This is a genomic window from Devosia sp. Leaf420 (genome assembly GCF_001425445.1).
Taxonomy (GTDB): domain Bacteria; phylum Pseudomonadota; class Alphaproteobacteria; order Rhizobiales; family Devosiaceae; genus Devosia.
The window spans coordinates 717,345-741,712 of record NZ_LMQU01000010.1 but is presented as its reverse complement, the minus strand read 5'-3'; the positions used below and the strand labels follow the sequence as shown (position 1 = coordinate 741,712).

The following is a 24,368-nucleotide window of genomic DNA, read 5'->3' as shown; positions in this document are numbered from 1 at the left end:
TGTTGATTGCCACTGAGAAGTGACCCGTTAGGCGGGACTATTTCCATCGAGATTTGACCCATGTTCCAACCGTGCCCTGGCTGTTTTCAGCGGGGGCTGTGGAGTGATCGACATGGCGTTACTGAGCGTTATCCGACGCTGGCATTTTCGAGAGCATCTATCGATCCGGGAGATCGGCCGCAGGACCGGTCTTTCCCGGAACACCATTCGCAAATATCTTCGATCCGACGGCGTCGAGCCGCAGTTCAAGGTCCCCGATAGACCGAGCAAACTGGATCCCTTCGCGGATCGGCTGGCGGCATGGTTGAAGACGGAAGCCAATAGGCCGCGCAAGCAAAAGCAAACCCTCAAACAGCTTCACGCCAATCTGGTGAGCCTGGGGTTCGAGGGGTCCTACAATCGAGTGGCAGCCTTTGCCCGAGAGTGGCGAGCGGACCGGCAGCGTGAGCTGCAGACCACAGGTCGCGGGACATTCGTGCCGCTGAGCTTTGCCCCTGGGGAGGCCTTCCAGTTTGACTGGTCCGAAGACTGGGCTATCATCGGCAGTGAGCGTACCAAGCTGCAGGTGGCGCATACCAAGCTCAGTTATAGCCGAGCCTTCATCGTCCGGGCCTATCTGCTGCAAACCCACGAGATGCTGTTCGATGCTCATACCCATGCCTTCCGGGTACTTGGCGGCATTCCGCAGCGTGGCATCTATGACAACATGCGGACCGCCATCGACAGGGTCGGCCGCGGCAAGGAGCGGGACGTCAATGCTCGGTTCCTGGCCATGGCGAGCCACTATCTGTTCGAACCTGAGTTCTGCAATCCCGCCTCAGGCTGGGAGAAGGGTCAGGTCGAAAAGAACGTGCAGGACGCTCGCCACCGGCTCTGGCAGCCCATCCCCCGCTTTCCAACGCTGGACGCGCTCAACGACTGGTTGGAGAGTCGTTGCAAGGAACTCTGGTCCCAGACCGCTCACGGCAGAATGGGTGGCACTATTGCCGATCTCTGGGCGGAGGAAGTGCCAAGCCTCATGCCGGCATCGCGGCCGTTTGATGGCTTTGTCGAATATACCAAGCGGGTCACGCCAACCTGCCTCGTGCACCTGGACCGCAACCGCTACAGCGTGCCGGCCTCGTTTGCCAATCGACCGGTCAGTCTCAGGGTCTATCCCGATCGGATCGTTGTCGCGGCCGAGGGCATGGTCATCTGCGAGCACCATCGCATCATCGATCGCTCCCATGATCAGCCCGGCCGGACAGTTTACGATTGGCGCCACTATCTCGCTGTGGTGCAGCGCAAACCGGGCGCGCTACGCAATGGCGCGCCTTTTGCCGAACTGCCAGATGCCTTCAGAACTCTGCAGCAGCACCTGCTCAAGAAGCCGGGCGGTGATCGGGAGATGGTCGAGATCCTGGCGCTGGTGCTGCAGCACGACGAGAATGCCGTGCTCGTGGCCGTGGAGATGGCGCTGACGGCGGGTGTGCCCACCAAGACCCACGTGTTGAACCTGCTGCATCGTCTGGTTGACGGCAAGGCCATTACACCGCCGACCATCAATGCGCCCCAGGCTCTGGTGCTGACCAAGGAGCCCAAGGCCAATGTCGAGCGCTATGACGCGCTGCGCAAAGCAGCGGAGACCCGTCATGCGTCATAACCCTGCCGCCGGCGCCGTTATCATCATGCTCAAAAGCCTCAAGATGCATGGCATGGCCCAGGCCGTGGGCGAGTTGACCGAGCAAGGTGCTCCCGCCTTCGAGGCTGCCATCCCGATCCTGTCGCAACTGCTCAAGGCCGAGACGGCAGAGAGGGAGGTTCGATCGACCGCTTACCAGCTCAAGACCGCTCGCTTCCCTGCCTATCGCGACCTCAATGGCTTCGACTTCTCTAGCAGCGAGATCAACGAGGCACTGGTGCGCCAGCTTCATCGCTGCGACTTCATCGAACAGGCCAACAATATCGTGCTGGTTGGCGGACCAGGAACAGGCAAGACCCACATTGCCACTGCCATCGGTGTGCAGGCGATCGAGCACCATCAAAAGCGTGTTCGCTTCTTCTCGACCGTCGAATTGGTCAACGCGCTCGAGCAGGAGAAAATGCAGGGTCGAGCTGGTCAGATTGCCGGTCGACTTGCCCACGCCGATCTCGTCATTCTCGACGAGCTGGGATATCTGCCATTCAGTGCTTCAGGTGGCGCCTTGCTCTTCCACCTGCTCAGCAGGCTCTACGAGCACACCAGCGTGATCATCACCACCAATCTCAGCTTCAGCGAATGGGCCAGCGTCTTCGGCGATGCCAAGATGACCACTGCGCTGCTCGACCGGCTCACCCATCACTGCCACATTCTGGAGACCGGAAACGACAGCTTCCGCTTCAAGAACATGGGCTTCGTCGACGCCNATAGGAGCAGACATAGAAACTCACACCGTCATCAAATCAGACGTGCAAATAATCCAACTCAAGCCAATGCGTCAGACGGGGGCGCCTTGGCGCTTACGCTTCAGCGAATGGGCCAGCGTCTTCGGCGATGCCAAGATGACCACTGCGCTGCTCGACCGGCTCACCCATCACTGCCACATTCTGGAGACCGGAAACGACAGCTTCCGCTTCAAGAACAGCTCAGCCCATCCGCCGCCAAAACCAAAGGAGAAACCTAGACCCTTGACCGCAGCAGCCGACCCGAAACAAAACTAACAGGCGGGTCACTTCTCAATGGAAAACCCGGGGCACTTCTCGGCGGAAATCAACATCTAGACCCTTGACCGCAGCAGCCGACCCGAAACAAAACTAACAGGCGGGTCACTTCTCAATGGAAAACCCGGGGCACTTCTCGGCGGAAATCAACAGCCTGGGCGGCAGTGGTTGTGGAAGACTTCGTTTTTCGCCGAACGAGGTCTTCCTCGCCGTTCTTCTCGTCACGACATCCTGCCAGATGAGGAATTGCCGAGCGAGCTGTGGTTGTCCACGCCGTGGCAGAGCTCGTCAACACGAGATGTCGCGGCTTAGGACATGGAACGAAGAACAATGCGCTCGATTGATTTTTGAAGGATCGCCATGACGACCGATGTCAATGATTTCGGCGGTTTAGGCTTTGGACCGTGGGCATCACCGCATTGCTTGTGAAGCGCGAGGGCGGGACCGAGTCGAGTCAATCAGGCCGCTCTCCTATGGACAGCAGTGGCACTTGGCGAACTACGCACGTTGAGGGCTCTGGAAGGATTTAGCCGAACACATCGGGCCGGACATGGAAGCGCAACACGACCCCGCTCAACGCCGTCAGATCGGACCCGACCACAGAAGCGGTGGTGTCGAGTCGTCGTGGAAGCCATGAACCGATCAGTTCAGTTCTACGAGACTTGCGGCGATGGTCTCGTCGAGGTGATCCTCGATCTCCGCGAACATCGCGTCGATGATGGCGAGGCGTTCCGCACTCGTGATCGCATCTGCAGCGCCAATCTTGAAGACTCGGGTGTGAAGCTTGCTGTCATGGCGCAAAGAGTATCCGAACCGAAATCCGATCGCCCTTTTGTCGTTCCAGACGTCGATCATGAAGGTCTGCAGGTAGAGCTTGTATCGCTCGGTCAGTGCACCGCTCAATTCATCGACGTAGTCTTGCATTGCGCCTCCCTGGCATGCTGCGGCGTCTATCTGATCCGACGGTAACGCTTGAGACGAGAGGACAGCGATAGACAGGATGCTTTTGAAGCTACTCTCGACTTGCCTCCTTACAACGACAATTTCGGTCCGACCACCGCTGCCTTGCCTTCGCACGGTATCAAGTGGAGCAAAGATCATCGGCGATGTCGTGGCGCGGCTTCTTCTCGATTGCCTGTGACAACGTTTGCACCAGATAGTCGCAGTACTTTCTGGAGATGTCCTCTCCGGAGTGGCCCGTGATGTGCGACTGTCGTTGCTCCTGAACGATCGGGACGACCGATCCAGGAACTGGTTTCCGAGTATGAGGCATTTTCTGGAAAGATCGCTGGATCGCAACCAAGGCGCGGAATGGAGCGGCGATGATGTGCAGCCCGCTGATTTCCGACAAGGAAGAGGAATGCCTGCGGTTGCGGCAGCAGGTCCTCATCGAGCGAAGGTCTGCCAACGCCGCCATGCAAAATGTCTTCAAGAGCTGGATGGCTCTTTGAAACATCCAACCAGGCTCAATACCGAAGACTCGTTCTCACGCCACAGTGCCTGTTCATTGAGTGGATAGTCGAACTGGATCACCAACGACCCATCTTGAACATAATGCTTGCAGTACGGGGTGGGAACCAAACCACTGCGATGGCAATGCACGATTCGAACTATCTTGCCGTTGGAATTCAACTGCCAGTATAAATCTGTAGCAAGGGGATGCTCCTTAGGAACCGATGGCTTCCGTTCCGCAGTCGTGAGGAAGCCGTTCGGGTCCATCTTCGCTTGCAATATTTCGTCGGAGTTGATCGAGAAGCCATATGTCCACGCTATTGCGTCGAGTCTAGCGCGCAGGCTGTTGGTGGCATAGATGGTGATCTGGTAGTCAAGTATCCTCCCACTTTTCGCTGCCTCCCGCGCGATTTGGGAAGACGACAGAGAAGCGCTCATTGGGAGGAGGTTGTCTCGCAATGCGCTCAGGGCCAAGGAATAACGACTTCGACCGGAGGTAATGGACGCTACGTATTCGTACGGAATTAAAAGGAGTGTTACCTCGCCTTCGCCTGAGGTCATCTCATACGTGTAGACAGGCCCAGGAATTCTCGAGAAGTCGCACGAAGCTGCGACTTCTGTTGATTTGACGTTGGCCCCTCCGCAGAACACGAGGAAGATCAGCGCAATACCGAGTGCTCGCATTTTGCATCTTTCAATAAAACTAGAAGCCCGAGATGCGAAAGAACGGTGATCTATGCGATCAACAAGTATTCAGAGCTGATATTCGACAAAGCAACACCATAAAGTACAATCGTGTTCCCGCCAACGTTTAGCCAGCTATTGCCGCCCCATTCATTTGAGGCGTCGATGATGGAATCGAATGTCAACCCAGCGTGATTGCTAATACGCAGACTGTCGACCCCCAGTTCGAAATCGGCTACGCCGTCCGTGCCAAAAGTGCCGTCGAACACAAAAGTGTCGGCTCCCGCACCGCCGACGAGCCAATCGTTCCCTCTTCCTCCGTCGAGTGTGTCGACGCCCATACCACCAAAAAGCTCATCGGTACCATCGCCTCCGTACAGCTCGTCGTCATCCGCATCGCCGTAAAGGTAATCGTTGCCGGATCCTCCATTGAGTTTGTCTCTTCCGGAGCCACCATAGACCGTGTCATTGTCCGCGCCCCCCTCAATCAGGTCGTCTCCGCCGTATCCGAAAAGCGTATCATCTCCCGCATCGCCATAAATGCTGTCAGCGCCGCCGCTCCCAAAAACGGAATCATGTCCCGATTCGCCGAAAACGAACCCGCCGTCCCCTGCTAGAGTGACCGTGTCATCTCCTCCGCCGCCGAAGACATAAGCCCCATTCTCAACCAGGATGAGTTCGTCCGCATGCTCACTACCACGGATGGCTTCGAAATTCAGTATTCTGTCGCCCGCCGCATCGCCGGTATTTGCTTGAGGGTTGCCGGAATGAATGTAGATGCCCGCACCGGCACTGGCGTATGAAACGGTATCGAAACCGTCCCCTCCATCCATATAGTCCCCACCGGCGCCGCCAATGATTGTGTCATCGCCCGCATGACCCCAAATCCTGTCGTCGCCATTGTTTCCAACCAGAATGTCGTTCCCAGCGCCACCGACAATATTATCGTTTAAAGCCCCGCCGATCAGCGTATCGCTGTCAGCAGTTCCCTGCAGAATGTCTCCTGCACCATTCCCAGATGGCGGCGCGTTGCGCATCTCCCCATAGCCATCGATAAGGATGCCGAAGTCACCTTGGTAAAAGTTTCTGATGACGTACGATACCGTCACATACTCACTATGCTGGGCCAAAACCAGATCAAGAGCGTTAACGCCGTCATCCGGGTACAGATCAAGCAAGAACGCGTACATTCTCGTGCCATCGGACAGCTCTGTATAGAAACTGGAGGCATTGTTCGCCCATCTATCCGAGCTCGCCGCAAAGCTTGTTATTGTGCCGGTCTCGAACCAAACTGAATAAAAATAACCTTGCGCGTCGTCGAAGTAAGCGGAAGGATAGTAGATACTGCCGATGCCATCTTCATCGAAAATGTGGTCGACCTGGCTTGTGACCTCAGGGTTGAGGTCCCCAAACTGCCCCAACTCGGTCCAATAGTCGTCAACTAGGGCGAAAACCGTGCCTCCACCGCCATGATAGTGGTCGTGACCAGTTCCCCCGACCAGCCAATCAGCATCATCGTCGCTCGAGTGAAAGCCATCGCTTTCCATCGCTCCCGACCAGAGTTGGTCGTCGCCTTGGCCGCCATACAATCGATCTGCTCCATAGCCTCCATACAGGGTATCATTTCCCGCATACCCCATCAGCGTGTCCGCGAAAGCGGTGCCTGTGCCGACGTCAGGCGTGTTCATCAGGGCAATCAGCTTGCCGTCGCCAATCGAACGCTCAAAGCCACCAAGCTCGCCGGAGTCTCCGAGCAGACCTTCCAGAGAGGCATAACCGAGATCCCACGCATATTGAGCAAGTCTTTCAAGTGCTTGAGCCCCTGTTTCATTAGGGTTCAGCTCAAGCCAAGGGAGCGGTTGGAGCAGGGATGCGCCGCTGGACAATTCTCCGCTCGTTAGAAGCGAGATCCACAACGCACCGCGGTCTTCTTCATCAAGTTCATTTAATGCTCTGGTCGGCGTCCACGCATCGATATTGGCCCCAACCAGTTCGAACGCTTCCCGATGATATTCTGAGATTGCATGGTAGCCGATGTCGTTGCCATTGGCATCACGACGCGCTTCGAGGTCAAAGTTCATCAATGCAAGGCTTACCGTGGCCAGATCGTCTGGCTCAAAGACGCCCGATTGGTTTATGAAGAAGCGATTGGCTGTTCGCCCGGACAGCGTTTCTTGGGTGACCACTCCGAGCGCAAGTGCGCCATAGGCGTAACCCCACGCCGAAAGTTGCGAGTAGTAAGCCACACGATCGCCTGCATCAGCATGACTTTTAAGCAAGTCCAGGTCTGAAGAACTCAATATTCTTGACAAATTTCCATACCCCTCAAAAAATCTATACAGACTTTGCATACAAAAAACCGCACATCAACCGCGTTGTTTGCAAAATACATGGTTGAAAAATGTTAGAAATATCGATGGAAGACCCAAAACCATTTGTTCTGTACGAGCTCTGTAATTACGCTTCCAGCCTGAGTAGGACGACGGCTACAACAGTACCAGTCCAGCTGCTCAGCAGCACAAGCCGACTGCAAGTCCCATTCTGACGAGCTCTCGTGATGGCCTGCCTGAAGCTGCTTGATGGATCCGCCGAGAAATTAGCAGGATTCATCAGGGCTTTCCGCGCTCACTCCTCGCGCAGCGCCAGCCTCAAATGGTCCCAGAATGGCTGAAACATGTAGCTCAACACTGCGCGGTCCGAGAGCTGCACATAGGCTTCAACCGGCATGCCGGCTACCAACACGATATCTTCCGGAAGTTTCGCCAACTCATCGTCTGCTATCACCACTCGGACCGAGTAGAAGACAGCACCGGTGGCGGGATCGCGGGTAACGTCCGGAGCGACCGCACTGATTGCTCCAATCAGTTCTGGAGTGGTCCGAGGGTTCAGACCGGAGAACCGGAGAACAACCTCCTGGCCGACATGAACCTTATCAATATCGACGATCTCGATCCTGGAATTCACGATCAGAGGGTCATCGCTTGGCACGACGAGCATCAACGTTTGGCCGGCTTGAACGACGCCGCCTTCAGTGTGGATGGCAAGCTCGTGAATTATTCCGCTTTGGGGCGCACGTATCTCCGTGCGCTTGAGCCGATCCTGTTCTGCCAGCCTTCTCTGCGAAACCTCATTGATGCTTCTGCGAACCTGCGCCAATTCGTTCAGAGCGGCATTCAGGTGTTCATAGTCGATCTGAGAGATTTGCAACGTTTTCTCGGCGGATGCGGCGCGTCCCTCGGCTATGGATGCCGTGATCTGACCCAATTGCCCTTGTGCGACCGCCAGCTCTTTGTGCAACGCGGTTCCGCGACTCTCATTGACGAGTTGGCTGGCGAACAGGTGATCGAAGTCCGCTAGCTCGCTTTTAAGAATGCCAATTTGGTCAGAGATCGCCTTCTGCTGCTGAACCAGCCCATCTTCCTGACGATCGAGCTGGACCACCTGTTCCTGAAGTTGGGCGATGCTTCCCTTACGCGTGGCTTGACGAGCCCCGAGGATTCGCTCTTCGAGCAATTGCACGGGTCGCAAATCGTCCTCGGAGAAGGATTTGGTCGCACTCTCTGGAATTTCGAAAGTGGCGTCTCCAGACGCTTCGGCCAAGAGACGCGCTTCTTGCATCAGAAGCTGACGAAGTTGCGCGTCTGACGATTCCAAGGCCGCAGCAGCTGACGTTTGATCGATCGACGCAAGCAGTTGGCCAGCCTGCACCTTGTCCTCATTTTGCACGAGAAGCTGAGAGATGACGCCGCCTTCAGGGTGTTGGACCTGCTTGGCGCTGGATTGGACCATCAAGGACCCGTGGGAAATGATCGCACCTGAAACTTCTGTTGTGGCGCCCCAAGCGATCAACGCTCCGAACAGACCCACGATCGAAATCAAGCCGATCCAGCCATGAAGCTTGAGGCTCGCCAAGTCGTTTCGGTTTTGCACTGCATCGCTCATTGGGCGGGCACTTTGATCGGGAGGACGTTCTGTGCCGGCTGCATGATTTTCTTCAGGACTTCGTCCTTGGGTCCAAAGGCGGCTTGTCGCCCGTTCTGAACGAAAAGAACCTTATCGACCGTGTTCAACGCACTTGGTCTGTGTGCGACGATGATGACGACAGAACCACGTTCTTTCATCTTCTGGATGGCTGCTGAAAGAGCTGCTTCTCCCTCTGAATCCAGATTGGAGTTTGGTTCATCGAGCACGATGAGAAACGGAGAGCCGAACACTGCTCTAGCAAGGCCGATGCGCTGACGCTGTCCTGCGCTGAGCAGATCGCCTTGTTCGCCCACACGCGTGTTGTAGCCATCCGGAAGCGAGCTGATCAATTCGTGCGCACCGGCAGTCATCGCGGCCGCGATGATCTGCTCGCTGTCGGCTCCCGCTGCGAAACGCGAAATGTTCTCCGCGACCGAACCGTCGAACAACTCCACTCGCTGCGGGAGATAACCGCATATCCGCCCGATCTGACCGGACCGGTAGTGGGAGAGCAGCGCTCCATCGAAGCGCACCTCGCCTGCCAAATGGGGCCATATGTCGAGAAGACCTTTCGCCAGGGACGATTTCCCCGATCCGGATGGTCCCAGAACACCAACTGCCTCTCCGGCGGAAAGGTCAAAAGAGACGCCACCGACAAGAGCAGATTTTGAACCCTGAGGTGCCGTGGCCAACCCTCTGACTGTCAGCGTCTGTCGCGGCAAAGACAACTCGACTTCACGCTCGTTTCGTTCGGCATTACTCAAAACGGCCTTGATCCTTGACCAAGATTGCCGAGCCGTAACGAAAGCACGCCACTGACCCACGATTTGCTCCACGGGAGCGAGTCCGCGAGCCGTGACGACCGAAGCGGCGATCATTAGGCCGGCGGTCATCGAACCCTGGATGACAAGGTAAGCGCCGAGAGCAAGGACTGCCGACTGCAGAAAAAAGCGGAGACCTTTTGTTGTGGCTGAGAAGAAGGCTGCTCTGTCGCCGGCAGTAACCTGGGCCGAGAGCATTCGATCGGTCTGTTTGGACCATCGATGCTGAAGGGCCTCACCCATTCCCATCGCAACCACGGTTTCGGCATTGAGCCGAACGTCGTCGGCCTGCCTTTGCCGCAACTGCTGCTGCGACGTGGTCTCTTTGGCCGGATGCTTCGACAGAACTTCATTGGCGATCATGAGCATCACGACTACCAGGCTACCGCCCACCGCCAGCCATCCGAGCCAGGGATGAAAAAGGAAGACCAGACCCAAATAGAAAGGCACCCAAGGCAGATCCAGCAGCGTAAGTGGGACGGGACTTGCCAAAAATTGCCGCACGGCGTCTCCATCGCGTACGGGGTCGAGGTTGGACCGACTTCCGGCTGAGAGACGCATGCGGATGCCAGCCGAGAGGAGTCGCCCCGAGATCTTGGAATCGAGCACGTTGGCAAACCGTGCGGACATTCGCGATCGCATTGCATCTAAGAATGCGTAGAAAGCGAACAGCCCGGCTATCAAGATTGTGAGCACGACCAATGTGGGCACCGAACGACTGGCCAGCACCCGATCGTATACCTGCAGCATGAACAGTGGTCCGGTCAGCATCAGCAGGTTGGACACCACGCTGAGCACAACCATTGCCGCTATTGGGCCACGAAGGCCCTTCGTCAGAGACTTTGCGTTGGTAGTCAACTCATACACTCGGGCTGAAGCCTAGATGGTATTGCAGCGGGCATGCCCGCTGCAATTGCTGGATCGACTTCAGACGAAGCGGAAATCGCTGGCCGACAGATCGCTCAAGCTGATGTTGATGAGGGAAATCGTTCCGCCATCGTTCAGATGCAGCCAGGAATAGCCGCCGTACTCTTCGGCATTCGCGATCAGGCTGGCGAAGTTCATGCTTCCCTGATCCCGGATTTCAATGGTGTCGATCCCGAGCTGGAAATCGCCGATCAGATCTTCACCCATTCCGGAACGGAAAACGAACGTGTCCGCGCCAGATCCACCGTAGTGCGTATCGTCTCCCGCATCGCCGGATAGCGTGTCGTCGCCGTCCCCGCCGAAGAGAGTGTCGTTGCCAGCCCCACCAAAGATGATGTCGTTGCCGGCGTAGCCTTCGACGAGATCGTTTCCGATGCCACCATCTAGGTAGTCCGCACCATAATCGGACATCAGGTGGTCGTCACCGGCCTCTCCATACAGAGTTACGGCTGGCCCGTGCCAGATATTAATCAGGTCATTGCCAGCGCCGCCGTAAACGGTGACTCCAACATCCATGAGTTGGATGCTGTCGTCGAAGGCGGTACCAACGAAGATCTCGATGGAGTCGAATGTGTCGCCGGCGGCGTCGCCGGTGTATGTGCTCGGCGCCTTCTGATAGTCGATCGAAACAGCTGCAAGCGAACCTGCATACGAGACGGTATCTGTTCCGGCTCCGCCGAAGTGAGCGTCGGCGCCTGAACCACCTTTGAGGATGTCGTTCCCATCGCCGCCGTTCAACGTGTCATTGCCGGCACCGCCGTCGATGGTGTCGTTTCCGCCAAGACCGTTTAAGACGTTCGCCATGGCGTTGCCGGTCAGGACGTTGGCGAACTGATTGCCCGTTCCGTTGATCGACGCGTTGTCCGTGAGGATCAAGTCCTCAAGGTTCGTACTCAACGTGTAGGTGATCGAGCTTCTGACGACATCTGTGCCTTCGTTCGCATTTTCAACGATGACGTCGCCGACAGTATCGACGGTATAGGTATCGTTTCCGGTCCCACCCATCATCGTGTCATTGCCGGCAAAGCCATTGATTGTGTCGTTGCCAGTGCCCCCGTTCAGGTAGTCGTCGCCATAGTCGCCCCAGAGCGTGTCGTCTCCCGCTTCGCCATAGAAACTGACCGCCGGACCTGACCAGATATTGATAAGGTCGTTGCCGTTTCCGCCGTAGACCGTCGCCCCTTGTCCAATGAGATGGATGGTGTCGTCAAAGCCGGACCCAATGAAGATCTCGATCGAGTCGAAGGTATCGTTCGCTGCGTCCCCCGAATAAGTGCTCGGGTTCTGATTGCGATCAAACGCGATGGCAGCGGCAGCGTCGGCATATGTCACGGTGTCCACGCCATCTCCACCGAAGAAGGCATCTCCACCTGTCCCGCCCGACAAAAGATCGTTTCCATCACCGCCATAAAGCGTGTCGTTGCCGCCGCCCCCTATGAGCGTATCGTTGCCACCATTACCTCTCAGGGTATCGTTGTCGCCGCCGCCATCGAGATAGTCGTTGCCGGCATCGCCTCGTAGCGTGTCGTTCCCGGCTTCGCCGTAGAAGGCAATTGCTTGCCCGGACAGAATTTCGATGGTGTCGTCGCCAGCACCGCCTCTGACGGTCTGCCCTACGTTCAAAAGCGTGATCTGATCGTTGAAGGCTGAACCTTTTATCTCCTCGATGCTGCTGTAGGTGTCGCCTGCGGCATCGCCGGCGTTGGAGCTCGGTGTACCTGTGTGAATCGTCACCCCAGCGGTCGACGTCTCGTAGCTGGCGATATCGTAGCCTGCTCCACCGATCAGAACGTCCGCGCCGCCGCCGCCGATCAGCGTGTCATTCCCATCGCCGCCATTGAGCGTATTGGCGCCTGATGTGCCGGTGATGGTGTTGCTCAGGCCGTTGCCCGTGCCATTGAGCCCGGCCGAGCCCGTCAACGTGAGGTTTTCGACATTTGCAGAAAGGGTATAGGTGACTGACGAGAGGACCGTATCCATGCCTTCGCCCGAATTCTCGACGACGACGTCTCCGCTGTTGTCGACGACGTAGGTGTCGTTTCCGGAGCCGCCGAGCATAGTGTCGCTGCCCGTACCCCCGATCATCATGTCGTTGCCGCCGTAACCGTACATCTCGTCGTTGTCGGCTCCACCGTCGATGACATCGTCGCCGCCGGCGAGCGGGTTGCTGCCATTCATGGCGTGGATCACGTCGCTGCCAGTGCCGCCGTAGATGGTCGCACCGTTGCCCGATGTTCTCAGAACGTCGTTGCCGTCGTTTCCGTAGAGCGTCACCGCATCACCGTTGAGCGTGATGTTGTCGTTGAATGACGTGCCCTTGATCACCTCGATGCCGCTGAACGTATCGCCTGCTGCTTCGCCCGCACTCGATGTTGTGGTCGAAGTATTGAGGGTCACGCCCGCCGTCGCCGCCTCGTAGCTGACAGTGTCAATGCCATTGCCGCCATTCAGGACATCAGCACCGATTCCACCAATCAACACGTCATTGCCATCGCCGCCGTTGAGGGTGTCATTCCCGGCGCCACCATTGAGCGTGTTGGCTCCGGAATTTCCGGTGATGACGTTGTTGAGGTCGTTGCCCGATCCATTCAGCGAAGCCGAACCGGTCAAGGTGAGATTCTCGACGTTTGCCGTAAGCACGTAGCTGATCAAAGACTGGACGAGGTCCGTGCCTTCAGACGCTGCCTCTGTGACGACGTCGCCCGAGTTATCGACGACATAGGTATCATTCCCTGTGCCGCCCAACATGGTGTCGGAACCAGTTCCGCCATTCAGAGTGTCGTTACCGCCGCCACCGGTCAGCGTGTTGGCGCCAGAGTTCCCGGTAAGAACGTTGTCCAGGCTGTTGCCGGTGCCGTTGATGGCCGCCGAACCAGTCAAAGTCAGGTTTTCGACGTTCGAGGCGAGTGTGTAGGTGACCGAAGACTGGACGCTGTCCGTTCCTTCGCCGGTGAGCTCGTTCACGACATCGCCAATGTTGTCGACGACGTAAAGATCGTTGCCGCCACCCCCAGACATCGTGTCGGCGCCGCCTGCGCCATTCAGCGTATTTGCCCCAGCATTGCCTAGCAAAACGTTGGAGAGAGCATTGCCGGTAGCGTTGATCGAACCGGACCCAAGCAAGGTCATGTTCTCTACGTTGTCAGCGAGCGTGTACGACACGGTGGTCTGCACCAGGTCGGTGCCTTCTCCCGCATTTTCGACAACCAAATCACTGGCGCTATCAACAACGTAGGTGTCATTTCCCATCCCACCCATCATTGCGTCGTCGCCAGTGCCCCCAATCATCATGTCGTTGCCACCGAGGCCGTACATTTCGTCGTTGCCGGATCCGCCATCGAGGACGTCGTTCCCGCCGTTGAGGACATCGGGACCATCCTTTGCGCGCATCAGGTCATTGCCGGCACCGCCATAGATCGTGTTGCCGATACCATCTGCGATCAGATTGTCGTTTCCGTCGCCACCATGAAGCGTAACACCGTCGCCGACAAAAACGATCTCATCGTCGAAAGCCGTACCCTTGAGAATTTCTATGCTTGAGAAGGTATCTCCAGCGGCGTCACCGGTGCTTGAACTCGGGGAAGCCGTTTTGATGGTCAGCCCTATGGACGAGGTTTCGTAGCTCGCTGTGTCGGTGCCGTTACCGCCGTTAAGAGAGTCAGCACCTGCACCGCCGATGAGAATATCGTTGCCATCTCCGCCGTTCAGAACATTGGCACCGCTGTTGCCAATGATCGTATTGTTTAGCTCATTGCCTCGGCCGGTTATCGCGGCCGATCCAGTCAGCGTGAGGTTCTCGACGTTGTTGCCCAACGTGTAGGTCACGGACGATTGAACAAGGTCGGTGCCCTCAGCCGAAAGTTCGGTGACACCGTCTCCGATGTTGTCGACGACGTAGGTGTCATCACCGGTGCCCCCCGACATCAGGTCTGCACCAGTCCCGCCATTGAGCGTGTCGTTCCCGCCACCTCCGCTTAGCGTGTCGTCGCCCCCGCCGCCGTTCAACGTATTCGAAGCAGAATTGCCAATGAGGATGTTGGATAAGGTGTTGCCGGTACCGTTTATAGCGGCGGCCCCGGTAAGGGTCATGTTCTCGACGTTGTTGGCCAAAGTGTAGGTGACGGAGGAATAAACGAGGTCGATACCTTCACCCGGATCGCTGTTCTCAAGGACGACGTCGCCGACACTGTCGACGTAATAAATATCGTCATCAGCACCACCCAGCATCGTGTCGTCGCCGGTCCCACCGATCATGATGTCCTTGCCGCCAAGTCCATACATCTCGTCGTTACCGGATCCGCCGTCGAGGACATCGTTGCCGCCATTGAGGGCGTTTTCACCGTCTTTCGCACGCATCAAGTCATGACCGGCGCCGCCATAGATTGTGTTTCCAAGCCCATCGGCCACGAGGTTGTCATTGCCATCACCCCCGTCGATGGTGATGCCGCTGCCAACGAACACGATATGGTCGTCGAACGCTGAGCCGCGGATGGTCTCGATGCTCGTGTACGTATCGCCGGTAGCATCTCCGGTATTCGACGATAAGACGCCTGTGTTGACGGTCACACCGGACGTCGAGGTTTCGTAGCTGGCCGTGTCGCTGCCGGCTCCGCCGTTCAAAGCATCTGCACCGGACCCGCCGATCAAGACGTCGTTGCCATCGCCGCCATTCAAAGCGTCGTTGCCGGCGCCGCCTGAAAGCGTGTTGGCAGCGGAATTGCCGGTGATGACATTGTTGAGGGTGTTACCGGTGCCGTTGATCGCCGCAGATCCGGTTAGCGTCAGATTCTCTACATTCGAGGTGAGGGTGTAGTTGATCGAGGACTGAACGAGATCCGTCCCTTCAGACGCCAGTTCTGTAACGACGTCTCCGGAATTGTCCACCACGTAGGTGTCGTTGCCGGTTCCGCCAGTGAGTTGATCTGCGCCCGCGCCACCACTTAGGGTGTCGTTGCCGCCCCCACCGATGAGAGTGTTGTTCGCACTGTTACCCGTGATCACATTGTTCAGGCTGTTGCCAGTGCCGTTGGTGGCAGCAGAGCCCGTGAGCGTAAGGTTCTCCAGGTTGGCGCCCAGGGCATAGCTGATCGAAGACTGAACCAGGTCCGTGCCTTCGGAAGCAAGCTCGGTGACGACGTCGCCGGCGCTGTCGACGATGTAGGTATCGTTGCCCGCACCACCGGACATGGTGTCATTGCCCGCTCCACCGTTGAGCGTATTGGCTCCCGAGTTGCCAATAAGAACGTTGTTCAGAGAGTTCCCTGTGCCGTTGATGGACGCTGTTCCGATAAGCGTCAGGTTCTCTAAGTTTGCTGCCAAAGAGTAAGTTGCGGATGAGCGCACCAAGTCCAGGCCATTGTTCGCATCCTCAACCACAACGTCGCCGCCATTGTCGACGATATAAATATCGTTGCCTGACCCGCCAATCAGTTGGTCGGCTCCCGCTCCACCATCGAGCGTATCGTCACCGCCGTTGCCCGCAATGACGTCGTTCCAACGGCCACCGATCAAAACATCGTTTCCGTCTGTACCGACGATATTTAGCGACTGCCCATTTGCGTGAGTTGTCGTGATCGAATTGATCGTAAAGCTGCCGCTTCCCACACGCGTTGCAGTCGTTTTCACGGCGCTCCCGTCGACTCGAACCGTCACGATTTCCCGATAGTCGGCCAAGCCGTCATTGTTGGAGTCGCGGTCCAGTTGAGTGATCAGCCCGTCTGAACTGATAGTCATTACGCCACTCGCAACAACAGCTCCGGAAGCGTCCTTGTCTGACAGCAGACCTCTCTGAGAGCCATCGATACGCGTCGTCCAGATTTCACTGTGCTCGTAAGATCCGTTGCCATCGTAGTCGGCTCGCACCGTCTTCACCACGCCGTCCGCGGACACAACGACCTCGGTCGCGGCGGCCGCTGTAGCGCCCGTCACAATCGCAGAAACCCACTTCACCTCACTGGCAAGTGCCGGCTCACTTCTCGCCAGAGACGTAGTAGTCACAACCGTTCGACTTGAGCCGTCCAAATTGGAGGTTACTTGTGTGACCTCATCGAAGGTGCCATCGGCATTGAGATCGACCGAGGAAGTTTGCTCGCGACCATCAGCACTTGCCGTGACCTTTGCGGTTTGCAGCAGGAACGGCGTAATGACAACCACCGTGCCATCGCTCGCTCGAGCGCTGATTTGGTGGATTTGAATTGTCTCTTCGGTCGCACCATCGGCCCTATCGCGCCACGTATGTGTGGTCGAAAGATCGAAGATGCCATCCCCATCGATATCCTGCTGGGCAGTGCTCAAGCTACCATCGGCGGTCTTGGTAGTGGTTGTTCTGCTCGTCAGAACGCCAGCCGTGTTGAAGTCGCGAACATCGATGGTGGTGCTGCCATCTACATGCTGCACCATGTCCTTTATCTGATCATTTGCGCCATCACCATTCGTGTCGCGGCTGAACTTGACAATACGACCATCCGCACTGGTCTCGTTGACAGTGCGCTCCAGAAGTGTGGTGCCGGCTCCGTCGAATTTGGAAACCGTCACCACCGTCGAGCCGTCAGAAAGCGTAACGGTTTTGGTTGTTTTAGAGCGGTCGAAACCGCCCATGCCATCGGCGTCTTCTTTGACCGTGATGGTTCGACCGTCAGCACTGGTGGTGGTCACTGTCTGCGAGAGGGCCGCACCTCCAAAGGTTGTGTTGGTGACGGTTTCGCTGACGGCACCATTGGTATTCTTTTCTAGAAGCCGGACCGACACCTCGTCGAAATTGCCGTCACCGTTGGTGTCCCATTCCTGAGTTTCGCTGAGGCCATCCGCGCTGGTAGTCACCGCAAAACGAGAAGTGACTGTGGTTCCAGTTAGGTGCGTTGTCGTTCTGGTAGACGACCCATCTGCGTTGAAGGTCGTTACATCCGTTCGGCTTGCCTCGTTAACGCCGTTACCGTCGGTATCCCATGCGGAAGTGATATTGCGGCCGTTCGCACTCGTTGTAATAACAGCACGCTCAACAAGTGCAGCGGTGTAAGAGGGGTTGGCGTCGCTTGCATTGCCCCCGCTCAGATTGGAGCGGGTGATTGTCTTCACCGAAGTGCCGTCTGTCCCCAAAACCACGGACTCCACCACCTCGCTTTCCGCTAATCCATCGCCGTTGGCGTCGAAACGCGTGGTCCTCACCAATCCATTGCCTGATTCCAAAACATACTTGCCACCAGCGGAGCCATATTCTCGTCCCGACACCGACGAGACTGCTCCATCCATGTAAGATGTCTGAACCGAACCATTCGGCAGATGGACCTTCAAAATGGTTTCATCGATCGCGCCGTTGCCATCAATGTCCGTCGCCGTTCGGATGTGCGTGCCATCCGCGCTCACCGCTGAAACCGTCCGGTCCAGGAGAACGCCAGCAGCATTTCGATTTTCAACCGTCCGAGTCGTCGACCCATCCGCATTGACAGTCGTCACTTCGCTTCTGGTCCGAGTAGCTCCAGCACCGAGACCTTCGAATGTGATGTTGATCGTCAGTCCGTCGCCACTGGTCTGTGTGGTCGTCCTTCCTTCGATGACGTTCCCAGTCTTGTAATGGGTTTCAACTCTGGTGCGGGAGCCGTCAGCGTTCAGCGTCGAAATGTCGGTTGTTTTGCGATCCGTTGTACCATTGCCGTCGAGATCGGTTTCGATAGTGATCGACAGGCCGTTCCCACTGACAGTGCGCAGAGAGCTGGACTGCAGAGTCACTCCGTCGAAGGTCCGTGTATCTGTGGTCACAGACCCGTTGGTAGCAGTGGTTGTGGCGATTACCTTATCGTTCGCGCCATCGCCATCCAGGTCGATGTATGTAGTAGCCGAAAGGCTGTCACGACTGACGGTCGTTACGCTGCGGCTGACAACTGTGTTGTTGGCGCTGAACACCGAAGTCGTAATCGTCCGCGACCCGTCCTGCCCTAGAACCGTTGCTTCCGTCTGCTTTGTGTTGTGTGTCGGTGAATTACCGAGATAATTCCAAGACATCTTCGTCAACCCGTCATCGCTGACAGTCATCACCGAACGTCCCGTCTGGATAGTCCCCGATCCATTAAAGTTTGTCGTGGTTCGCGTCGTCGAGCCATCATTGTTGAGGACTGTGGCCTCCGTGATGCGGCTGTCGATTATTCCATCGCCGTTTGCATCGCGTCGTGTCGCCACGGAAAGTCCGTTTCCGCTGGTGGTCGAGACCGAACTCTCAATGCGGTTTGCTGACGCCGTACCAGTGCCGGCATACATTGTCTTGGTGACTTGTACTGTGCCGTCGGCGTTCAATACCTTGGATTCAACGGACGTGCTATCAAAGTCCCCGTCGCCGTCTGTGTCGGTCTTTCGAGTTACAACCAGACCGTTTGCACTATATGTGGTGACAGTTCTTCCTAGAAGCGATGATCCATTAGATCCATAACCCGCTGTTGTTTCGGTCCGGGAGCCATCCTGCGCAATTAATGTTGTTGCCACAGTTTCAGGGTTTGTATTGGACCCCACATAAGTGGATGTCGTGGACGTCAGTCTATCAGCGCTGATCAAAGTCACTGCGCGCGCTACCAGTGCGAGGCCAGCGCCGGAATACGTCGTCACGGTTTCAGTCAACGACCCATCTGGATTCACAATTCGCACAGATGTCACGGTTTTGTATGGTGCCACTTCAGCACCGGTGTAGCTCTCCACCTTCCCCGTCAAACCATTGGCACCAGTAGTGGTCACTGTACGGCTGATATCGATTGTCCCTGCTCCATTGCGGAGAGCTTCGGTCTTCACCGACGAACCATCTGCATTTATGACGACGGTTGTTTGGCGAACTGCATCGTACGAACCGTTTCCATCGGCATCGACCTGTGCGCTACGTACCAGGCCATTGTTACTGGTCGTCGTGACAACTCGAGAGAGTAAGTTGGAGCCGTTGGCCGAGTAGACCTCGCTGGTTTCAGTCGAGGAAGAACCCGAAGTGACTACGGACTGAATCCGATCAAACAAACCGTCGCCATCGCTGTCGTAGGAGGTACTTCTGGTCTTGCCGTCGGCGCTCCATGTCGAGACAGATCGACTCAGCAGGCCGTTTGAGCCATCGCGCGACGTGGTTGTCAGCGTCGTTGCACCATTTGCGGCGAAGGTACGTACGTCGCTGGTGACGACATCAGTATCACCATCACCGTCGAGGTCGGCACTTGTCGTGCGTGTGAAACCGTCATCGCTCAACGCGGTGACTGTACGACTACGGAGACTATCGTCCGTATTGCGGAGTTCAAGAGTAGTGGTTGTGCTGCCGTCCGCATTATGAACAATAGCGCTCGCGGTTTTCAGATCGACATCGCCATCACCGTCAAGATCGACGGAAACTGTTTTCTGACTACCGTCGGCAGAGACCGTTGAGATGCTACTCCCTATCCGATGAGCGGAGGAGACACTGCTGCCCGCGAAGTTTGTCACCGTTTCCGTACGAGTGCCGTTTCCGGAAACCGAGGTAGACTCGACCTTAGTGGCATCTGTTATGCCATCCCCGTTCATATCGGTCTGCATGGTCTTGTTCAGACCATTGGCGCTGGTCGTTGTCGTCGTTTCCGTGCGCGTCGAACCATTGCTGTTTAGAGTCTCGACGGTGACGGTCAGGCTGCCGTCGAGGCCAGTTTGACGGGTCTCTACTCTATCGAACCGAACGCCGGAGCCTGCTTCATCTAACCTAACGACTATAGTCTTGCCATCAGCACTAGTCTCAGTCACCTGTCGGCGTTGCAGAATGGTGCCCGATCCATCATAGTCTGCACGCGTATCTGTGACGACGCCACTCGAAGATGTGGCTTTCGTCTCAACTATGAGGCGATCGTAAACACCGTCGCCGTTGTCGTCGAATTGGGTCCTGCGCGTATTGCCGTTGGCGGCTACAGTCAAGACGGTCTTGTTAGCAAGGCTTCCGTCAGCATTGGCCCCAGTATTCGTAACAGTGGTAGAGCCATCTCCATTTTGTGTAACTGTCTTCGTTACGACTAGGCCGTTAGCGTCGTAGCTTAGTCGGGTATCAGCGACCATGCCGGTCGTGCCATCCCCGCGCTTGAAGATCGAGCCGCCGAAAATAGCAGAGCCATCACTGAATTCCCGACTCTGATTATTGCTTATCAGAGTAATCTCAACAATATTGAGCTCACCCAATGTTTTTAGAGTGTTCGTTCCATTTGCATTCGTTACCATTATTTTGAACAGCGACCAGTCAGCGTCACCCGCGTCAAGTTTGCCGTTGTTGTTGGTATCGAACATCGAGAGCAAGGCTTGGAGGTCAGATTTTGACGTACCATCCCAGTCTGTGAAAACGACCTCGGCGCGCTGGTCGATAATTCCGTCATTGTTGGCGTCGCGCACCAACACGCCGTCGCCAGCGCCTGCCCAAGCGGTACGATTGAGAGTACCGTCCCCATCCATGTCAAAGAAAATGTTTGAGGCAGTCAACTCGGTGAAGTTGATGCCGCCCCCGTTCAGATCCACTAGGATAGGCTTATCGGAGTCATCACCTCCATTGCTATCACTGCCATTGTCGCTGTCCTGATCAGCGGGTCGGTAAACCACGCGATCCTCGAATTGCAATGTATCAGGATTGTAGGATCTGACGGTCTGTCTGTAGAGTGGCTCACCGGTAGTGCCGGAAACAAAATTTGTTGCGGGCAGCGTATTGCCGGTCGAGTGGTCGGTGAATGAACCGTCTTCGTTCCGAGTATAGCTATTGCTGTCGTAAGTTCCGTCTTCGTAAGAAGTTTTTGGGCCTGCATTGGCTGGATTGAGCGAACTGGCGGACAGCTTAGAGGGATCTATACGGGCCCCTGTTTGGGGATCTTTCGTTACGACATTTCCTTGGGCGTCTGTGTACTGGACCACCCATTGAGACGAACCATCCGCATTCGTCATCTGCTTCAACAAGTCAGAGCGCCAGGCCTTTTCCTGCTGCGAGTACAACTCGCTACTCGACCCCGCATTGAAGACGACCCTGTCCGGACCGAAAGGACGATCCCGGATGGTGTCATAACGATTTTCTTGGCCCAAGTTCAGGAGTTCGGCAGCAAAAGCGCCCGCAACGCCATTGCCGCCAAGAACATCACTCAGCGTTCCAACTGAAACAGACTGATTGTGGACACGGATACCTCCTGCAACGTACGTGTGATAATCCTCGACCTCAAAATTGTGAGTGCGCCATCCAAGTCTGTCAGAAAGCTTGAGGACTGTATTTCCTAAGAAATTATAATGCTCGCCGTAAGCATTCGGCAACTTAAGTTGTGCGCTAGATTTATATGAAACCGCCACACCCGAGATATCAATGGCCTCCCCCACTTCGTCGATGAAGGATTGTCCTGCTAGAAGTACATGGGAGACCGGCCTGAAATGTCCATCTTCAGTTAGAACATGATGATCCGGCGTAATGAAAACATCTCCATCCAATTGAATGAATTCGGAAGTGATGTTTTCGAACGTTCTGGTTACTCTTTTGGGAACCAGATCGCCTCGACCACCAAGTGTCGCCGGATCGAAAGACATGACAAAGTCCCCGACCGCCACCTGTTCAATCGGTTTTACTTTATTATCCCCCATCAGCACTTGCGTTCCAGGAGCAAAGCAAAAATGCGGCGTAATAGCTTCGAAAACTTCTGACAGCGTAGCTCCAGGTGACGCGCCCTCAAGAACCAGCGATTCTTCAGCTATTCTCGCATCAGGAAGGCCTAATATTCGTGCCCATTCGGGGCTTCCGCCGAAAATGGTGTTCAATACCACATCAATAGCGAGCGAGGGCGGCAATCCATTTTGTTGCAGCGCATCGACATAAGACTGCTCTATTTGCAGTGTATTTGGAAGTCTGTAGTAATTTTCAGCTCCGCCCGCGCCGCGGATCGGACTATTAAATATCAGCTCTAAATAGTTTTCTTGATGCTGCGCAGCAACAGCTAGCCATGACGTTGCGACGGATCCTGGAGCATTGCGCTCCCATACTGAATCTACAGCATATCCGAGAACATCGAACAGGCTCCTATCGTCTACAATGTACTGCGCCGAATTCGCGTACTGGTCCCCGGCGGCAGCAAGAACATTATATGCCCCAGAAACTTGGCCAGCGCTGTGCAACTCAATAGCCCTGTTGAGCACGCTTTCTGTAACTGAAAGTCCAGAATTTCTGAGCAACTTAGCCATTATCTCGTCCCCCACGAATCAATAATTGATCTAGCATTTTCATCCATGGCCAATACCGCAATATTGCCATTGTAAAGTTCAAATTTAGGATAATAATCTTTGCTGTATAGAGCAACTCTTCTAACTACTGATTTCATGTTTCTTATGAATGATTGCGCTGCGTCAGCCGCGATCGAACGTATAGATAAATTAATACTGTTGCCAGGAAGGTCCTGATCTGAGTCATCAACAACAAGGTTGAAATTGCAAGCACGGCCCTTACACTCTATCCAGGCCTGGACCGACCCAGATTGCCACAGCAAGATCAATTCTCTGTCGAACTCGTTAGTTACCAATCCTCCGGCAAAACATCTTGTAGCCTCTAAAGAGAGGCCGTTTGCATAGAATCCATCGTAAGCGGCAGAGTTTTTGCGAGCGACGGTCAGCTCCGAAAAAAGCACATGTCGCGAACATGTTTCGATCGCTGTTGAAGTAGTGAATATTACTGCATTCAGCAACTTATCCGGAAGAATCTTCAGGTATTCATCTCGTTTAGACACTAAATCTGCATCGTATTCAAAACTATATATACTTACAGCTAAATCATAACTGCATTGAAATTCATTAGGATTGCCACATTCTGGAAATACATAGCTAGTAGGCATCCTCGCAAAAAATAAATCGTCACCAAGCACTCTAACGGTCGGTATTAGGACGATTAGAGCAAAAAATAGGACTGCTGTTAAACGCACCAAAAGATTAACATTAATTTCTGTCGCGCCATGCAAATTCACTACTCCTTGAAAGAAGAATTGCCTTCATAATTTAATCGATTACCGAGCGAAGGGGAAATAATGAGATTATTGAAATCGATAGTAGCGACAGTAGCATATGTAGGGGTTATGCCAACGCATTTCAGTACTCAGAGTGGCGCCATCTAATCTTGCTTTTCCTGCGTATTACCTTAGATACGGGGCGAATGTGGCGATCAATCTAGAAAATTTCCGTCAACGTTTTTTTGCTCTATATTTGGTATTTTCATCTGTTGGCATTGGTGTTACGCATTGTCGATTTGAAGCTAGGACGCACTAGTACTTTCGTTTCAAAGAAGAGGTTGGAGGGGTCGCCAATTTGAGTATAGGTCGTGGTAAACTTGAAGTTCAGCAACTGACGAGTGGGGACCAGATATCCTTTCTTCTTCCGTTGGCTGAGGCATGGCATGCCGGAAGCCGTTACGCACACCTGCCATTCTCAAAGGAAAAATTCTTCCGATTAACTGCGCCAGTACTCGCGCGTCCACACAAAGCGACGGCGCTTTTTGTGAGCAAGGACGGACAGGCTGTGGGCGTGATCGCACTCGCAACTGGCGAGGCCGTCCTTGGGGAAGGGGGGTGCTTTGCGACCTGTCAAGCCCTTTTTGTACATCCCAGGATTCGCGCATCTTTCTTGGGAGGCAAAGTTACAACCTTGCTGCTGCAGACCGCTCGGGGCTGGGCCAAAGCACAAGGCGCCACCGAGTTGTTGATCCACGGTGTATATGGCGGCGATAACGGCCTTGCTAAGCGAGGGACAGTGCTTGGAGCAAACGTCGTATTAGCAGTGTAGGTAGAATTGCCTAGTCTTCGCGCGGCTCTGCGACATGCGCGATCCTACTATGCAGCATCGCTTGTCAGCTTTGAGCACGAC

The 24,368-nt window shown here is 55.4% G+C and carries 10 protein-coding genes and 1 pseudogene; 3 read left to right on the top strand and 8 right to left on the bottom strand.

Annotated features, from left to right (window positions below; all coding sequences use genetic code 11):
• Positions 1 to 112: 112 nt before the first annotated feature.
• From istA to ASG47_RS20265, 3 genes and pseudogenes are all read left to right on the top strand, one after another.
• Positions 113 to 1,642 (top strand): IS21 family transposase, encoded by a 1,530-nt coding sequence (istA, locus tag ASG47_RS10975; protein ID WP_061908938.1) that lies wholly within the window; start codon positions 113 to 115, stop codon positions 1,640 to 1,642.
• Positions 1,632 to 2,384: pseudogene (istB, locus tag ASG47_RS10970) on the top strand (IS21-like element helper ATPase IstB); the annotation flags it as partial. The gene istA and the pseudogene istB, both read left to right, overlap by 11 nt.
• Position 2,385: 1 nt before the next feature.
• The coding region (locus ASG47_RS20265) for an ATP-binding protein (RefSeq protein ID WP_244487077.1) at positions 2,386 to 2,679 on the top strand (294 nt) is incomplete at its 5' end.
• Positions 2,680 to 3,321: 642 nt separating this feature from the next.
• On the opposite strand, the gene ASG47_RS20665 is transcribed toward ASG47_RS20265, so the two are convergent.
• From ASG47_RS20665 to ASG47_RS20660, 8 genes are all read right to left on the bottom strand, one after another.
• On the bottom strand, positions 3,322 to 3,603 hold the full coding sequence (locus ASG47_RS20665) for a hypothetical protein (RefSeq protein WP_156464064.1): 282 nt from the start codon (positions 3,601 to 3,603) through the stop codon (positions 3,322 to 3,324).
• A 157-nt stretch (positions 3,604 to 3,760) separates the two neighbouring features.
• Complete coding sequence (locus ASG47_RS10960; protein WP_061908813.1) at positions 3,761 to 4,096, bottom strand: hypothetical protein; 336 nt, start codon at positions 4,094 to 4,096, stop codon at positions 3,761 to 3,763.
• 11 nt (positions 4,097 to 4,107) lie between these two features.
• Positions 4,108 to 4,815 carry a hypothetical protein gene (locus ASG47_RS10955; RefSeq protein ID WP_061908811.1) on the bottom strand — a complete coding sequence of 236 codons (708 nt, stop codon included), beginning with the start codon at positions 4,813 to 4,815 and terminating at the stop codon, positions 4,108 to 4,110.
• 50 nt (positions 4,816 to 4,865) lie between these two features.
• Positions 4,866 to 7,166: a hypothetical protein gene (locus ASG47_RS10950; RefSeq protein ID WP_082511674.1), complete on the bottom strand. Its 2,301-nt coding sequence runs from the start codon at positions 7,164 to 7,166 to the stop codon at positions 4,866 to 4,868.
• Positions 7,167 to 7,440: 274 nt separating this feature from the next.
• A complete protein-coding gene (locus ASG47_RS10945; RefSeq protein ID WP_061908807.1) occupies positions 7,441 to 8,757 on the bottom strand; it encodes an HlyD family type I secretion periplasmic adaptor subunit in 1,317 nt (438 codons plus the stop codon).
• A complete protein-coding gene (locus ASG47_RS10940; RefSeq protein ID WP_061908805.1) occupies positions 8,754 to 10,403 on the bottom strand; it encodes a type I secretion system permease/ATPase in 1,650 nt (549 codons plus the stop codon). Before ASG47_RS10940 ends, ASG47_RS10945 begins: the two co-directional genes overlap by 4 nt.
• Positions 10,404 to 10,526: 123 nt before the next feature.
• The gene (locus tag ASG47_RS10935; RefSeq protein WP_156464063.1) at positions 10,527 to 22,703 is read right to left on the bottom strand and encodes a hypothetical protein; all 12,177 of its coding nucleotides are present in this window, start codon (positions 22,701 to 22,703) and stop codon (positions 10,527 to 10,529) included.
• Entirely contained in the window at positions 22,703 to 23,476 is a 774-nt protein-coding gene (locus ASG47_RS20660) for a hypothetical protein (RefSeq protein WP_156464062.1), read from the bottom strand. Before ASG47_RS20660 ends, ASG47_RS10935 begins: the two co-directional genes overlap by 1 nt.
• Positions 23,477 to 24,368: the final 892 nt, after the last annotated feature.

What these genes read in the sequence shown, in the direction of transcription:
- ASG47_RS10940 (WP_061908805.1), bottom strand. Translation starts at nt 10,403, where the DNA reads ATGGTTGTGCTCAGCGTGGTGTCCAACCTGCTGATGCTGACCGGACCA.
- ASG47_RS20665 (WP_156464064.1), bottom strand. Translation starts at nt 3,603, where the DNA reads ATGCAAGACTACGTCGATGAATTGAGCGGTGCACTGACCGAGCGATAC.
- ASG47_RS10950 (WP_082511674.1), bottom strand. Translation starts at nt 7,166, where the DNA reads ATGCAAAGTCTGTATAGATTTTTTGAGGGGTATGGAAATTTGTCAAGA.
- istA (WP_061908938.1), top strand. Translation starts at nt 113, where the DNA reads ATGGCGTTACTGAGCGTTATCCGACGCTGGCATTTTCGAGAGCATCTA.
- ASG47_RS10945 (WP_061908807.1), bottom strand. Translation starts at nt 8,757, where the DNA reads ATGAGCGATGCAGTGCAAAACCGAAACGACTTGGCGAGCCTCAAGCTT.
- ASG47_RS10955 (WP_061908811.1), bottom strand. Translation starts at nt 4,815, where the DNA reads ATGCGAGCACTCGGTATTGCGCTGATCTTCCTCGTGTTCTGCGGAGGG.
- ASG47_RS10960 (WP_061908813.1), bottom strand. Translation starts at nt 4,096, where the DNA reads ATGGCGGCGTTGGCAGACCTTCGCTCGATGAGGACCTGCTGCCGCAAC.
- ASG47_RS10935 (WP_156464063.1), bottom strand. Translation starts at nt 22,703, where the DNA reads ATGGCTAAGTTGCTCAGAAATTCTGGACTTTCAGTTACAGAAAGCGTG.